Origin of the sequence: Prevotella heparinolytica, assembly GCF_004342845.1 — a bacterium.
Lineage (GTDB): Bacteria > Bacteroidota > Bacteroidia > Bacteroidales > Bacteroidaceae > Bacteroides > Bacteroides heparinolyticus.
Genome location: NZ_SLXB01000015.1, coordinates 24,073 through 38,684, shown reverse-complemented (window position 1 = coordinate 38,684; position 14,612 = coordinate 24,073). Strand labels below are relative to the sequence as shown.

Sequence of the window (14,612 nt, the reverse complement as noted above, 5' to 3'; positions counted from 1 at the left end):
ATACTCTATCTATGAAGTTAAACCAATCATACTTTTTCAGTCGAAGCCTGTTGACCCTGTTCCTGACGGTTTGCCTCATCCCCCTTGGCATGCAGGCACAACAGGAAACATTCCGCTTCGCGCAACTGACGGATATTCATCTGAACCCGAACAATCCGAACCCCACGGAAGACTTGCTGCGCTCCATCGCACAAATCAACGCCACGGACAGCATCGACTTCGTTCTGGTGACAGGCGACCTGACCGAGGAAGGAGACCGTACCACCATGGAGAAAGTGAAATCGTGCCTCGACCTGCTGAAAACCCGCTACTACGTCATCCTCGGCAATCATGAGACGAAGTGGAGCGACTCAGGTTGTACCGCCTTCGGAGAGATTTTCGGCGGAGAACGTTTTGAGTTCGAACACAAAGGAATTCTGTTCCTCGGCTTCAACTCGGGCCCGCTGATGCGCATGGCCTATGGTCATGTAGTGCCGCAAGACATCCGGTGGATGACCGAGGAAATGGATAAGGCGGGCAGAGACAAACCCGTGATACTCGTCACCCATTATCCGTTGATGGAAGGAGATGTGGACAACTGGTACGAGGTAACCGATGCCGTGCGCCCCTACAACATACGCCTGTTCATCGGCGGACACTATCATGCGAACAGAAATTTGCGCTACGACGGCATTCCGGGCATACTGATGCGCAGCAACCTGCGCGACAAAGAGGGAAAGCCGGGGTATGGCATCTACGAAGTAAGTAAAGATTCCATCAAGGTATATACGCAGCGTATCGGCGAACCGGCCAAAGAGTGGGCAGCCTTCTCGCTCGTCGAGCCCTATTACAACCGCAACGGCAAAGCGGATAAATACCCCGACTTCTCCGTCAACAAGAACTATCCGCAGGTGAAGGAACAATGGACGGTGCAGACAGGAGTAGGCATCTACTGCTCTCCCTGCGTAGAAAAAGACAAAGTCTTTGTAGGCGACGACATGGGCATCCTCACCGCCTACGCCCTGAAGAACGGCCGTAAGCTGTGGAGCTTTGCCTCAGGCAAACGCATCGTAGGCACTCCCGCGGCAAGCGAAGGCATCGTTGTGTTCGGCTCGGCAGACCGCCGCATCTACGGACTGAACACGAAAGACGGAAGTCTGCTATGGACGACCGAAGCCGCAGAACCTGTACTCGGGGCAGTGACCATCGACAAAGGCACGGCCTACATCGGCGCCAGCGACGGCACCTTTCGTGCCATAAACATCCGCACGGGCAGGCTGGTTTGGGCCTACACGGGCGTGAAGGGTTACATCGAAACCAAACCGCTGGTAACGGAAGACAAGGTTATCTTCGGGGCATGGGACAATACACTCTATGCCCTGAACAAGGCGGACGGCAAGGAATGCTGGAGGTGGACGGGAGGACTGACCCGCATGCACTTCTCTCCCGCTGCCGTATGGCCGGTGGCAGCACAAGGAAAGGTGTTCATCACCGACCCACAACGTGCCATGACAGCCATCGACATCCAAACCGGAAATACCGTATGGCGCACGTTCCAATCCATGGTACGCGAAACCATCGGCCTCTCCGAAGACGGTGAACGTGTATACAGCAAGACGATGAACGACAGCATTGTCTGCTACGCCACCCGGGGCGATGTCCCGAAAGAGATTTGGGCATCCGATGTAGGCTTCGGCTACGAGCACGCTCCCTCCATGCAGGTAGAAAAAGAAGGAGTGGTGTTCGGCAGTACGAAAGAAGGGCTTGTCTTCGCGTTGGAAGCCCGAAGCGGCAAGATACTGTGGAAGCACAAGATAGGAAACTCCCTTATCAGCACCGTGGTTCCGCTGAACGGCCGCGAAGTGCTGTTCACAGCAACGAGCGGAGAAGTGGGACTGTTGCGGGCGAAACCTGCTCCGGCACAGCGGTAAGGGAGCACACGCCTCATCGCACCATGCCAAAGAAATCGAGAGACCCCCGAATAAAGAACCAATAGCATTAAAAACAATACGAATATGAAGAAAATCAGCTGTTTCATCCCTTACGCAGGAAAAGAACAAGTAGAGAAAACAATACAAGGACTGCAAGCCACCGGGCTTGTAGAGAGCATCTATCTGATGACCACCAACACCGAATTGAAAGAGCTTCCCGGCTGTCATCGCATTTGCGTGGAACAACCTTTCGGCAGCCGGGCCATGCACGCCGTGGCGAATGCCGCGAAGGGCGAGTACACACTGCTTTATACCAAAGAGACAACGCTCGAAATGGGCATGTTCGCCTTGGAGCGCATGATGCGCATTGCCGAAGATACGGACGCGGGCATGGTCTATGCCGACCACTACCAGACCACCAACGGCAAGCAGGCCAATGCACCCGTCATCGACTACCAATTCGGCTCGCTCAGAGACGACTTCAACTTCGGCTCCGTGCTACTGTTCAACACCGCCAAGCTGAAAGAGGCAGCCGGACGCATGAAGGCGGAGTATCGCTTCGCCGGCCTCTATGACTTGCGCTTGAAGCTGAGCCAAAAGGCAGAGCTGGTGCACATCAACGAATATCTCTACAGTGAGGTGGAGAACGACACCCGCAAAAGCGGTGAAAAGATTTTCGACTATGTAGATCCCAAGAACCGCGACCGTCAGGTAGAAATGGAGCAGGCATGCACCGAACATCTGAAGGAAATAGACGGCTATCTGGAACCCAAATTCACGCAGATAAACTTCAATGACAACAGCTTTGAATACGAAGCATCGGTCATCATCCCCGTACGCAACCGTATCCGTACCATCCGCGACGCCATCCGGTCTGTACTGAACCAGAAGACGGACTTCAAATTCAACCTGATTATCATCGACAACCACTCCACAGACGGCACTACAGAGGCCATCGACGAGTTCAAAGCCGACGAACGCCTCGTCCACATCATCCCCGAGCGCAACGACCTCGGCATCGGCGGCTGCTGGAACATGGGCGTGCACCATGCCAAATGCGGCAAGTTCGCCGTACAGCTGGACAGCGACGACGTGTACAAAGACGAGCATACCCTCGCCATCATGGTACGTGCCTTCTACGAGCAGAACTGCGCCATGGTGGTGGGCACTTACATGATGACAGACTTCCATATGAACATGATTGCGCCGGGCATTATCGACCACAAGGAATGGACGCCCGACAATGGCCGCAACAACGCCCTGCGCATCAACGGGCTGGGCGCCCCGCGCGCCTTCTACACGCCGGTGCTGCGCGAGGTGAAAGTGCCCAACACCAGCTATGGCGAAGACTATGCGCTGGGACTGAACTTCTCTCGCCGTTATCAGATAGGACGTGTCTACGACGTGGTTTACCTCTGCCGACGCTGGGAAGATAATTCCGACGCCTCATTGGACATCGTAAAGCAGAACGGACACAACCTCTATAAAGACCGCATCCGCACGTGGGAGTTGCAGGCACGCATTGCCTTGAACAAGAGCAAGTTATAACGGCACTTGTCAGACACTTGTGTCTTTCGTCTCAAACACTTGTGTCTGTCATCTCAAACACTTGTGTTTGTCGTCTAAAACACTTGTGTTCTACCACGTCAAACACTTGTGTCTGACAAACCGAAATCCGGCATCTGTCAACACACTAAATAACAACCTGTTAAACAGAAACATGAATCAAGCGATACGCCGCCTTCTGACCGAACAAACCACCTCTTGGGAAACCGCCCGCAACAACTATGCGGCTCTGGCAGGTGTGCAGGTGAAGGAGCTGAACGTAAACGGCATTCCGTATAAAGTGCAGTTCAACCCCGCCCGCATCGTTTCCTCCGGAGCCAAGGTAGACGCCAAGTCCATCCGGGAGCGGAAGTGCTTCCTATGCCCCGCCCATCTGCCGCCGGAGCAAAAAGGCATTCCCTTCAAAGGGCACTACCACATACTGGTGAACCCTTTCCCCATCTTCCCCCGTCACTTGACGATACCGGAACTGGCGCACGTGCCCCAGCTCATTGCCCCCCGCTTTGCGGATATGCTGGAGTTGGCACAAGCCCTGTCGGACTTCATCATCTTCTACAACGGACCGAAGTGCGGCGCCTCCGCCCCCGACCATGCCCATTTTCAGGCCGGAAACAAAGGGTTCCTGCCCATTGAAAAAGAATGGCGCGGACAGGTTGCGGGCAAGATAGCCGATTATGGAAAGGCTGCCTTATGGTATCTGAACGATGCCCCCCGTACCACCCTCGTCATTCAATCTGCCTCGGCAGCAGACGCCACCGCCCTCTTCGACATCATCTATCGCACGTTGGACGTGAAACCAGGCGAAGACGAGCCGATGATGAACGTGCTCGCCTTATACGAAACCCAACCCGCACCCTCCCTACGGCCGGGAAACGAGCCGGAGGCAGAGGCTTTCTGGACCATCTTCCTTTTTCCCCGCGAAAAGCACCGCCCCGCCTGCTACACCGCCGAAGGCGATGCCAACCTGTTGAGCAGTCCGGCGTCGGTAGACCTCGGAGGGGTATTCATCACTCCCGTAGAGAAAGATTTCAGGAAGATTACCGCCGAAGACGTAGCCCGTATTTTAGGAGAAGTATGTCTTTCTGCCGATGATTTCCGACGCATACGGCAGCGCATCAAGGAACAAATCTTAAACAATACCTCATTATGAAAGAACCCAAAGTACACGTAGGCATCTTGTTCGAGCCGCAGATAGAGTTCAACCTGCTGAGCCCGTACCGCATCGGCGGAACGGAGGTCTGCGGCAAACAAGTAGTTACTTATGACCAAGGCAGAATACGCTGGAACGGCCGCCTGTATGACGAGCTGCTGTTCGAGCCGAACAATGAGTCGACAGACGCATTCGAGCTGCTGAACGTCACCATCGGCATCAACTTCCACTGGGAGCGCAAGGAGAATCAGCGTTTCCTCGGTGCCTTGAAAATCATCGTGGAAGATGGCAAGCTCACCGGCATCAATGTGGTGAAGGTGGAAGACTACCTGACCAGCGTCATCTCGTCCGAAATGAGCGCCACCGCCTCCTTGGAGTTGCTCAAGGCACACGCAGTGATTTCGAGGAGCTGGCTGCTAAGCCTCTCCCCCAACCCCTCCCCCATAGGGAGGGGAGGGCTGCGCGACGAAAGCGATAGTCTATCTCAACACTCCCTCCTCACGGAAAAGGGGGGCAAGGAGAAAGACCGCTATCAAACGGCCGACAGACTCAGTTATGACTTACTGAAAGAGAAACAGCAAGAGCTAAAGAAGAATCCAACAGAAGCGGAGAGAGTGATGTGGGAAGGATTGCGTAACGGGCAAACCGGCTGTAAGTTCAGGAGACAACACATCATCGATTGCTACATCGTAGACTTCGTATGTCTGGAGAAACAACTCATCATCGAAATAGACGGCGGCTATCATTCCACGCCTGAACAGCAAGCCAAAGATGCCGATCGTACCCGCCATCTCGAATCCTTAGGCTACCATGTGCTTCGCTTCACCAATGAAGAAGTCATCGCCCATCCCGAGTGCGTCATGCAACAAATCACATCGCACATGGCGCAACCTATCTCTTTCCAACAAGAGAAAGAGACGAAGGAGAAAGACCTCTCCCTCGTCTGGTACGAACGCGACGCTCACACCCACTTCGATGTCTGCGCCGACGACCACTGCCAACGTTATCAAGGTATCACCCGTGCTTGTACCGATACCGTACGCCAAGCCATCGCCGCCACTTACGGCCAAGTTCTGACGTACAACGGCAAGATATGCGATGCCCGATTCTCCAAATGCTGCGGCGGCATATTCGAAGAGTTTCAATATTGCTGGGCAGACGTCAAGCACCCTTACCTCAGTAAAAAGCGCGACCTCATCCCCACGCCTCCCACCCCCGACTTCTCCAGCCCTTCTTCCGACCCCATCCCTATAGAGAGGGAAGGCTGCGATGATAACGCAATTCTATCTCAACACCCCCTCCCTATGGGGGAGGGGGCTGGGGGGGAGAGGCTGGAGCGTTGGATACGCACTTCGCCCGAAGCCTTCTGCAACACGGCGGACAAGCGCATACTCTCGCAGGTGCTCAATAACTACGACCAAGAGACCACGGACTTCTATCGCTGGAAGGTGACCTATGCGCAAGACGAACTGTCGGCCCTCATACTGAAGCGTTCGGGCATCGACTACGGACAAATCATCGACCTCGTTCCCGTAGCACGCGGCACGAGCGGACGCCTCTGGAAACTGAAGATTGTGGGAACAAAGAAGACGCTCACCATAGGCAAGGAGCTGGAAATACGCCGCACGCTCTCCAACTCCCACCTCTACAGCTCGGCATTCGTCGTAGACAAGGAAGATATCTCTGCCGAAGGCATACCGGGGCGGTTCGTCCTTACCGGTGCAGGCTGGGGGCACGGTGTGGGCCTGTGCCAGATAGGCGCCGCCGTGATGGGCGAGCAAGGCTATCGGTACGACGACATCCTGTTACATTATTATATAGACGCTGAAATCAAAAAACTTTATGACCATGAATAATGATATGAAAGAAAAGAGTCCTTGGTGGTGGGTGCCCACACTCTACTTTGCAGAAGGTGTGCCCTACTTTGTTGTCAACACCATCTCGGTGATGATGTTCACCAAGATGGGCGTGCCCAACGGCGATATGGCATTCTTCACCACGCTGCTCTACTTCCCTTGGTTCCTGAAAGGTATCTGGAGCCCCATCGTGGACGTGGTGAAGACCAAACGCTGGTGGATTCTCTCCATGCAGGCCTTGCTGACGGTGCTCATGGTGGTGCTCACCGTCAGCCTGCCCCATCCGGAGCAAGAGACCATCGCTTCGGGACAAACCCCCATCGGCATGTTCTCGTTCACGCTGATATTGTTCATCATCGCCGCCTTTGCCTCGGCCACGCACGACATTGCCGCCGACGGCTTCTACATGTTGGCACACAGTCCGAGCAGTCAGGCCGCCTTTATCGGCATCCGAAGCACGTTCTATCGGGTGGCTTCGGTCTTCGGGCAAGGCGTGTTGGTGTTCATTGCCGGCATGCTGGAGAAAGAGACGGGCAACATCCCCCTCTCTTGGCAAGTGACAATGGGCTGCGCCGCCGTGGTGTTCTGCCTGATTACCATCTACCACACCTTCCGCCTGCCGCGCTCCAAAGAAGACAAGCCCCGTGTTCCGGCCTCCGCAGCGGACGGTTCGGCACAAGCACGGCAGCAGTCGAAAGGACGGGAATTGGCCAACTCGTTCATCACCTTCGTCAAGAAGCCCGGCGTATTGCTTGCCATAGCCTTCATGCTGCTCTACCGCCTACCCGAAGGTTTCCTCATCAAGATGTGCCAGCCTTTCCTTGTGCACTCTGTTGAGAAAGGCGGACTGGGACTGAGCACCGAGATGGTGGGCATCGTATATGGCACCATCGGCGTGATAGCCCTGCTGGCCGGTGGCATCGTGGGAGGCGTCTACGCCTCGCGTCGCGGACTGAAACGTTCGTTGTGGCTCATGGCCGCCTGCATGACGCTGCCCTGCCTCACGTTCGTCTATTTAGCCGTTGTTCAGCCTGCCAGCATCACGCTGATAAGCATTGCCGTATCCATCGAGCAGTTCGGCTACGGGTTCGGCTTCACGGCTTACATGCTTTATATGATGTATTTCTCCGAAGGCGAGTTCAAGACGTCGCACTATGCCATCTGCACCGCCTTCATGGCACTGAGCATGATGCTGCCGGGATTCGTGGCAGGCTATATACAGGAAGCCATCGGCTATGTCAACTTCTTCTGGATGGTAATGGCTTGCTGCCTCGCCACACTGGCCGTCACTTATCTGGTAGACCGGAAAATCGATCCGAATTATGGAAAGGGAAAATAACGATTAGTGATTAGCGGTTAACGATTAGTGATTAGTTTACTAACCGTTAATCGCCAATCACTAACCATTAATCACTAATCACTAACCACTAAAATGAAACTCTTCCTCACCAGTCTGCTCTGCCTCTTCTTAACGAGTGCGACGCAGGCACAGAAAATCAGAATAAAGACCGGCATCGAGGTGCTGAAAGAACAAAAATTCAAGTGTCTGGAAGGTAAACGCGTAGGACTGATTACGAATCCTACGGGAGTAGATAACCGCATGAAGTCTACTATCGACATTCTGCACGAAGCGCCGAACGTGAATCTGGTGGCCCTCTATGGCCCCGAACATGGCGTGCGCGGCGATGTGCATGCGGGCGACCACGTAACGGACATCAAGGACGCCTCCACCGGCCTGCCCGTCTACTCGCTCTACGGAAGGACGCGCAAAGCCACGCCGAAGATGCTGAAAGACGTGGACGTGCTGGTGTATGACATTCAAGACATCGGTTGCCGTTCGTTCACCTACATCAGCACCATGGGACTGGCTATGGAAGCAGCCGCCGAGAACGGCAAAGAGTTCATCGTACTGGACCGCCCCAACCCCTTGGGCGGACTGAAGATAGAAGGCAATCTGGTGGAAGACGACTGCGTTTCTTTTGTCAGCCAGTTCAGAATACCTTACCTTTACGCCCTCACTTGCGGCGAGTTGGCACTGATGCTCAACGGCGAAAAGATGTTGAAGGACGGGAAACAATGCAACCTCCGTGTGGTGAAGATGAAAGGCTGGAAGCGCAAGATGGACTACACGCAGACCGGACTGCAATGGGTGCCCTCGTCTCCGCACATTCCTCATCCGCATTCCGCCTTCTTCTATCCCGTCAGCGGCATCTTGGGCGAATTGGGCTATATGTCCATCGGCGTGGGCTACACCATCCCGTTCCAGATGTTTGCCGCACCGTGGATAGAGGCCGGGCAGCTTGCCAAAAACCTGAACAGCCTGAACGTGCCGGGCGTCGTTTTCCGGCCGATGTATCTGAAACCGTTTTACAGCGTGGGCAAAGGCAAGTTGCTGCAAGGCGTGCAAGTGCATATCATGGACTTCGGCCGGGCGCCGTTGAGCGACATACAGTTCTTGGTGATGCAGGAAGTGGCCGCCCTCTATCCCGACCGTGCCGTGTTCGACCATGCCAACAAGGGGCGTTTCTCGATGTTCGACAAAGTGTGCGGCTCACGCCGGATACGCGAACGCTTCGCCGAGCGCAACCGTTGGGAAGACATCCGCGACTATTGGTACAAAGACACCGAAACATTCCGCAAGCTGTCGAAGAAGTATTACTTATATAAATGACATACGCCGCTCAAGACATCACCGCAGGAGGAGCGAAACGGCGTTGGGAAGTCGTGGGTGATGACATTGGGAAGTCGTAGGCAACGACATTAGGGAGAGGCCGGCAGCCTCGTATATACGACGTCATTAGTCTCGTATATGCGACATCACCGGCCTCGCATATGCGACGTTACCGGCCTCGCCTATACGACACAACCGCCCCCTCCGTAACGCCGGAAACAGAAGCCGCCCGAAGCGTTCGCCCCGCTTCGGAGCATGGCACAAAAAGGGCGATGACAAATAACGAACCTTAACGAAAGGAGAACGAAGATGGAGAAAACAATTTACGACACATTCCTGCAAGAGGCAGGACGGTTCATTCCGAAAGACAGAATCTATACCGACCCCCTGCGCCGGTTGGCATGGGGCACGGATGCGGGCTTCTACCGCCTGATACCCCAAGCGGTGATTCGCTCTAAGAATGAAGAAGAAGTCTCCCTGCTGTTGACGCTGGCCGACCACTACAACCTGCCCGTCACTTTCCGCGCGGCAGGCACCAGCCTGTCCGGGCAGGCCATCAGCGACTCCATCCTCATCGTGGCGGGCAAACACTGGGAGAAATACAAGATATCTGCCGACCGTGAACGGATAACCCTCCAGCCCGGCATCATCGGCCAGCGTGTGAACGAACTGCTGGCTCCCTACGGACGCAAGTTTGCCCCCGACCCTGCCAGCGTGAAGAGCGCCATGGTGGGCGGCATCGTCATGAACAACGCCTCCGGCATGAACTGTGGCACCCATGCCAACAGCGACAAGGTGCTGATTTCGGCACGCATCATCCTGACTGACGGCACGGTGCTGGACACCGGCGACCCCGACAGTCGCACCTCTTTCGAAGCGACCCACAGCGACTTCATCCGCCGCATCTGCAACCTACGCGACGAAATCCGCGCCAATGAGAAACTGGTAGAGCGCATCCGCTATAAATACTCCATCAAGAACGTCATGGGCCTCAACCTTCTGCCCTTCGTCCGCTTCGACGACCCGTTCGACATCATCGCCCACCTCATGGTAGGCTCCGAGGGCACGCTGGCTTTCCTTGCTGAAGTGACGATGAAAACGGAGTACGACTACCCCTGCAAGGCAAGCGCCATGATTTACTTCAAAACCATCAAAGAAGCGAGCCGTGCCGTGGTGGCGATGAAAAGACTTACGAGAACGACGCCCGACGGACAACCGGCCGAAAGCGGCGAACCCGTTGTGAAAAGCGCGGAGATGCTGGACTCCAAAAGCCTCTCTTCCGTCAACGACCCCGTCTTCTTGAGATATAAAGGCGAAGTGGCCTCCTCCATCCTCCCGGGCGTAGAACCCGGCGACGAAATGGGACTGACCGCCGTACTGACAGAGACCAAAGCCCGCACCCCGGAGGAATTAAAGCAGAACATCTCCGCCATCGAGGCATGTCTGACCTCGTTCAAGACCTATACGCCCGTCCGCTTTACCGACAACCCCGAAGAGTACTCCCCCTATTGGGCCATCCGTTCCGGCATCTTCCCCTCCGTGGGCGGAACACGCAAGCCGGGCACAACCTGCCTCATCGAGGACATCGCCTTCCACATCGAAGACCTGCCCGAAGCCACCGCCGAACTGCAACAGCTCATCGCCCGCCACGGCTACGACGATGCCTGCATCTACGGGCATGCCCTCGAAGGGAACTATCACTTCATCATCAACCAGTCGTTCAGCACTGCCGACGAAGTGAAACGCTACGAAGCCCTGATGAATGACGTCAAAACGTTAGTTGTAGACAAGTACGACGGCTCTCTGAAAGCCGAACACGGCACGGGGCGCAACATGGCGCCTTTCGTCCGCTACGAATGGGGCGACGATGCTTTCCGGGCCATGCAGACCGTCAAGGAGATTTTCGACCCGAAAGGCTTGTTGAATCCCGGCGTCATCTTCAACGACGACCCTCAATGCCACATCAAGCACTTCAAGCCACTGCCCGTCTTAGCCATCGACGAAAAGAACCGAGCCACCGGCTATCAACTGCAACGCAATTCCGATGGAATTGCCATCGTGGCACTTTGCCCGCCACTTGCGGCCGACAAGTGCATAGAATGCGGCTTCTGCGAAGTAAACTGCCTTTCCTGCGGTTTCACCCTCTCCTCGCGCCAACGCATCGTGGTGCAACGCGAGATATCTCGCCTGAAGCAACACGGATATTTACAAGAAGCCAAAAAACTTGAAAAGCAATACCGCTACCTCGGCGACCAAACCTGCGCCGGCGACGGGCTCTGCTCCACATCCTGCCCGATGGGCATCAATACCGGCGACCTCACCCATCTTGTCCGACAGGAAGCATTGCCCAAGAACAGCCTCGGATATAAAGCGGGAAACTTTGCCGCCAACCATTTTGCAGGCGTCAAAAGCGCCCTACGTTCCACCCTGCGCTTGGCCGACTTCGGCCATTCCCTGTTAAGGACGAAAGCCATGAGTGCCGTTACCAAAGGCATGCACAAACTGCCAAACATACCCTTGTGGACACCTGCCATGCCCAAGGCCTACAAATATACCGGTTCACAAGCCTCACCGACACATACATCCGACAGGGAAGAGAATGCCATGCAAAACAACACCATCTGCAAAGTAGTCTACTTTCCCAGTTGTATTAACCAAACTATGGGTTTATCCAAGAAATCGCCTGTAGAACGGGCGCTGGTAAACAAAATGATATCCCTGTTGCAGAAAGCGGGCTACGAGGTCATCTTCCCGGAGGGGATGGACAAACTGTGTTGCGGCACCATCTGGGAAAGCAAAGGCATGCCCGACATAGCCGACCGCAAGGTAGAAGAACTCGAAGCCGCCCTGTGGGAAGCCAGCCGGCACGGCGAGTATCCTGTGCTTTGCGACCAAAGCCCCTGCCTGCACCGCATGCGCGAACACATCAAACGGATGAAACTGTACGAACCCGCAGAATTTATCCACACTTTCTTGCGAGACAAGCTGGACTTCACGCCGACCGACCGCCCCGTGGCCATCCATATCACCTGCTCCATGCGGAAAATGGGATTGGCGGATACATTGACCGGCCTTGCCCGTCTTTGTTCCAACAATGTCATCATTCCGGAGGAAGTGGGGTGTTGCGGCTTCGCAGGCGACCGTGGTTTCACCCATCCCGAGCTGAATGCTTACGCCCTGCGTAAACTGCGTCCACAGATAGAAGCTGCCGGAGTACAGATAGGCTACTCCAACAGTCGTACCTGCGAAATAGGGCTGACGACAAACTCCGGCATTCCCTACGTGTCCATCGTTTATTTAGTGGACGAATGTACCAAACCATTGAGAACAAACTTAACACACATAAACTCATGAATAGTCCGAAGATAAACAAACGCATCCTCGCACTCGACATTCTCCGCGGCGTCACCATTGCAGGCATGATTATGGTGAACAATCCCGGAAGTTGGACGCACATCTATGCCCCCCTCCGCCATGCCGAATGGAACGGTCTCACACCCACCGACCTTGTCTTTCCTTTCTTCATGTTCATCATGGGCATATCCACGTACATCTCCCTGAAGAAATACGATTTCACTTTCAGTCATGCCGCCGCCTTAAAGATACTGAAACGCACCGTCCTCATCTTCCTCATCGGCATGGCCATCGGCTGGTTCTCCCGTTTCTGCTACTACTGGGCCTCCGCTCCGGATGACTTGAGCTTCGGCGAGAACTTGTGGGCTTCGGTCTGGACTTTCAACCGTATGCGCATCTTGGGCGTCATGCAGCGACTGGCCCTGTGCTACGGGGCAACCTCCATCATTGCACTGACCATGAAGCACAAGCACATCCCCTACCTCATCTTCAGCCTGCTGGCAGGCTATTTCATCCTGCTGATGTGCGGCAACGGCTTTGCCTATAACGAAACGAACATCCTTTCCGTTGTAGACCGTGCCATCCTGACCCCTGCACACATGTACAAGGACAACGGCATCGACCCGGAAGGCATATTGAGCACCATTCCCTCCATTGCCCACGTATTGCTTGGCTTCTGTGTGGGGCGGTTGATGCTCGACGGCAACAAGCCGGCAGACCGCGAAAGCTTCCTGAACGCACAGCTCATCACACTGTTTCTGACAGGTGTCATCCTTACTTTTGCCGGCTTCCTGCTGAGCTACGGATGCCCCATCAACAAGAAGATATGGTCGCCTACCTATGTGCTCGCTACCTGCGGACTGGCATCGAGCTTCCTCGCATTGCTCATCTGGATTATCGACGTGAAAGGCGCCAGACGGTGGAGCATGTTCTTCGAAGCCTTCGGTGTGAACCCTCTGTTCATGTATGTGCTGGGCGGTGTGCTCAGCATTCTGTTCGGCAGCATCCGTTTTCCGTGGGCCGACGGCAGCATCAGCATACATGGATTCCTGTACAAGATAGTGTTCATGCCCGTCTTCGGTGAAACCGGAGGCTCGCTGGCCTATGCCCTTCTGTTCATCGCAATCAACTGGTGCATAGGCTATCAGCTATACAAACGGAAGATATACATCAAGATATAAAAATAACATATAAAAGACATGATTCTAATAGCAGACAGTGGCTCTACAAAAACCGACTGGTGCGTTGTAGAGAATGGAGAACTCCTCCAACAGATATTTACGAAAGGGACGAATCCTTTCTTTCAATCGGAAGAAGAAATCAGCAACGAGATAGCAACGACGCTACTGCCCCGGCTGAAGTCCGACGAACCGGATGCAGTCTATTTTTATGGTGCGGGATGCGGCTTTCCCGACAAGATTGCCACGATGCGCCGAGCCATCGCCCAACACCTCAAGGTGAAAGGGGCGATAGAAGTGAACACCGACATGCTGGCCGCCGCGCGCGGGCTTTGCGGGCATAAGTCCGGCATTGCCTGCATCATGGGCACCGGCTCCAACTCGTGCTACTACAACGGACAAGACATCGTGGCCAACGTGTCGCCCTTAGGCTTCATCTTGGGTGACGAAGGTAGCGGTGCCTGTTTGGGCAAACTCTTGGTGGGCGACCTCCTGAAAAACCAGATGACACCCGGGCTGAAAGAGAAGTTCCTCGAGCAGTTCGGCCTGACGCCTGCCGATATCATCGACCGTGTGTACCGCCAACCGTTCCCAAACCGTTTTCTGGCAAGCCTGTCGCCGTTCCTTGCACAGAACATGGACGAACCTTGCGTGCACAACTTGGTATTGAACAGTTTCAAGGCATTCCTCAAACGCAATGTCATGCAATACGACGGCTATCAACACGAAAAAGTGCACTTCATCGGTTCGGTGGCTTTCCACTACAAGGAGGTGCTGATAAAAGCCGCCTATGAAACGGGCATCCAAGTGGGAAACATCATCAAAAGCCCGATGGAGGGATTAATAAAATATCACAGCGGGAAATGATGAAGAAAGCGGCCGTGCAACCGGCACACTGCCATACAACAAATAGTAAACCGTTAAAAC

The 14,612-nt window shown here is 54.7% G+C and carries 9 protein-coding genes and 1 pseudogene; all 10 read left to right on the top strand.

Annotation, left to right across the window (positions count from 1 at the left end; all coding sequences use genetic code 11):
- Positions 1-11: 11 nt before the first annotated feature.
- The 10 genes and pseudogenes from EV202_RS08600 (at position 12) to EV202_RS08550 (ending at position 14,552) form a co-directional block, all read left to right on the top strand.
- On the top strand, positions 12-1,910 hold the full coding sequence (locus EV202_RS08600; RefSeq protein WP_131926724.1) for an outer membrane protein assembly factor BamB family protein: 1,899 nt from the start codon (positions 12-14) through the stop codon (positions 1,908-1,910).
- A gap of 84 nt (positions 1,911-1,994) precedes the next feature.
- On the top strand, positions 1,995-3,458 hold the full coding sequence (locus EV202_RS08595; protein WP_131926723.1) for a glycosyltransferase family 2 protein: 1,464 nt from the start codon (positions 1,995-1,997) through the stop codon (positions 3,456-3,458).
- Positions 3,459-3,630: 172 nt separating this feature from the next.
- On the top strand, positions 3,631-4,626 hold the full coding sequence (locus EV202_RS08590) for a DUF4922 domain-containing protein (protein ID WP_131926722.1): 996 nt from the start codon (positions 3,631-3,633) through the stop codon (positions 4,624-4,626).
- Positions 4,623-5,036, top strand: a pseudogene (locus EV202_RS15460) (SpoIID/LytB domain-containing protein); the annotation flags it as partial. The gene EV202_RS08590 and the pseudogene EV202_RS15460, both read left to right, overlap by 4 nt.
- On the top strand, positions 5,022-6,482 hold the full coding sequence (locus EV202_RS15175) for a DUF559 domain-containing protein (protein WP_455710222.1): 1,461 nt from the start codon (positions 5,022-5,024) through the stop codon (positions 6,480-6,482). The pseudogene EV202_RS15460 and the gene EV202_RS15175, both read left to right, overlap by 15 nt.
- The gene (locus tag EV202_RS08570; protein WP_131926770.1) at positions 6,475-7,821 is read left to right on the top strand and encodes an MFS transporter; all 1,347 of its coding nucleotides are present in this window, start codon (positions 6,475-6,477) and stop codon (positions 7,819-7,821) included. Before EV202_RS15175 ends, EV202_RS08570 begins: the two co-directional genes overlap by 8 nt.
- Before the next feature lie 93 nt (positions 7,822-7,914).
- The gene (locus EV202_RS08565) at positions 7,915-9,153 is read left to right on the top strand and encodes an exo-beta-N-acetylmuramidase NamZ family protein (RefSeq protein ID WP_131926721.1); all 1,239 of its coding nucleotides are present in this window, start codon (positions 7,915-7,917) and stop codon (positions 9,151-9,153) included.
- Between the two features lie 309 nt (positions 9,154-9,462).
- Positions 9,463-12,507, top strand: coding sequence for an FAD-binding and (Fe-S)-binding domain-containing protein (locus tag EV202_RS08560; RefSeq protein WP_131926720.1), 3,045 nt, complete (start codon positions 9,463-9,465; stop codon positions 12,505-12,507).
- Positions 12,504-13,688, top strand: coding sequence for an acyltransferase family protein (locus EV202_RS08555; protein WP_131926719.1), 1,185 nt, complete (start codon positions 12,504-12,506; stop codon positions 13,686-13,688). Before EV202_RS08560 ends, EV202_RS08555 begins: the two co-directional genes overlap by 4 nt.
- Positions 13,689-13,706: 18 nt before the next feature.
- The gene (locus tag EV202_RS08550) at positions 13,707-14,552 is read left to right on the top strand and encodes an ATPase (protein WP_131926718.1); all 846 of its coding nucleotides are present in this window, start codon (positions 13,707-13,709) and stop codon (positions 14,550-14,552) included.
- The last annotated feature ends 60 nt before the right edge of the window (positions 14,553-14,612 follow it).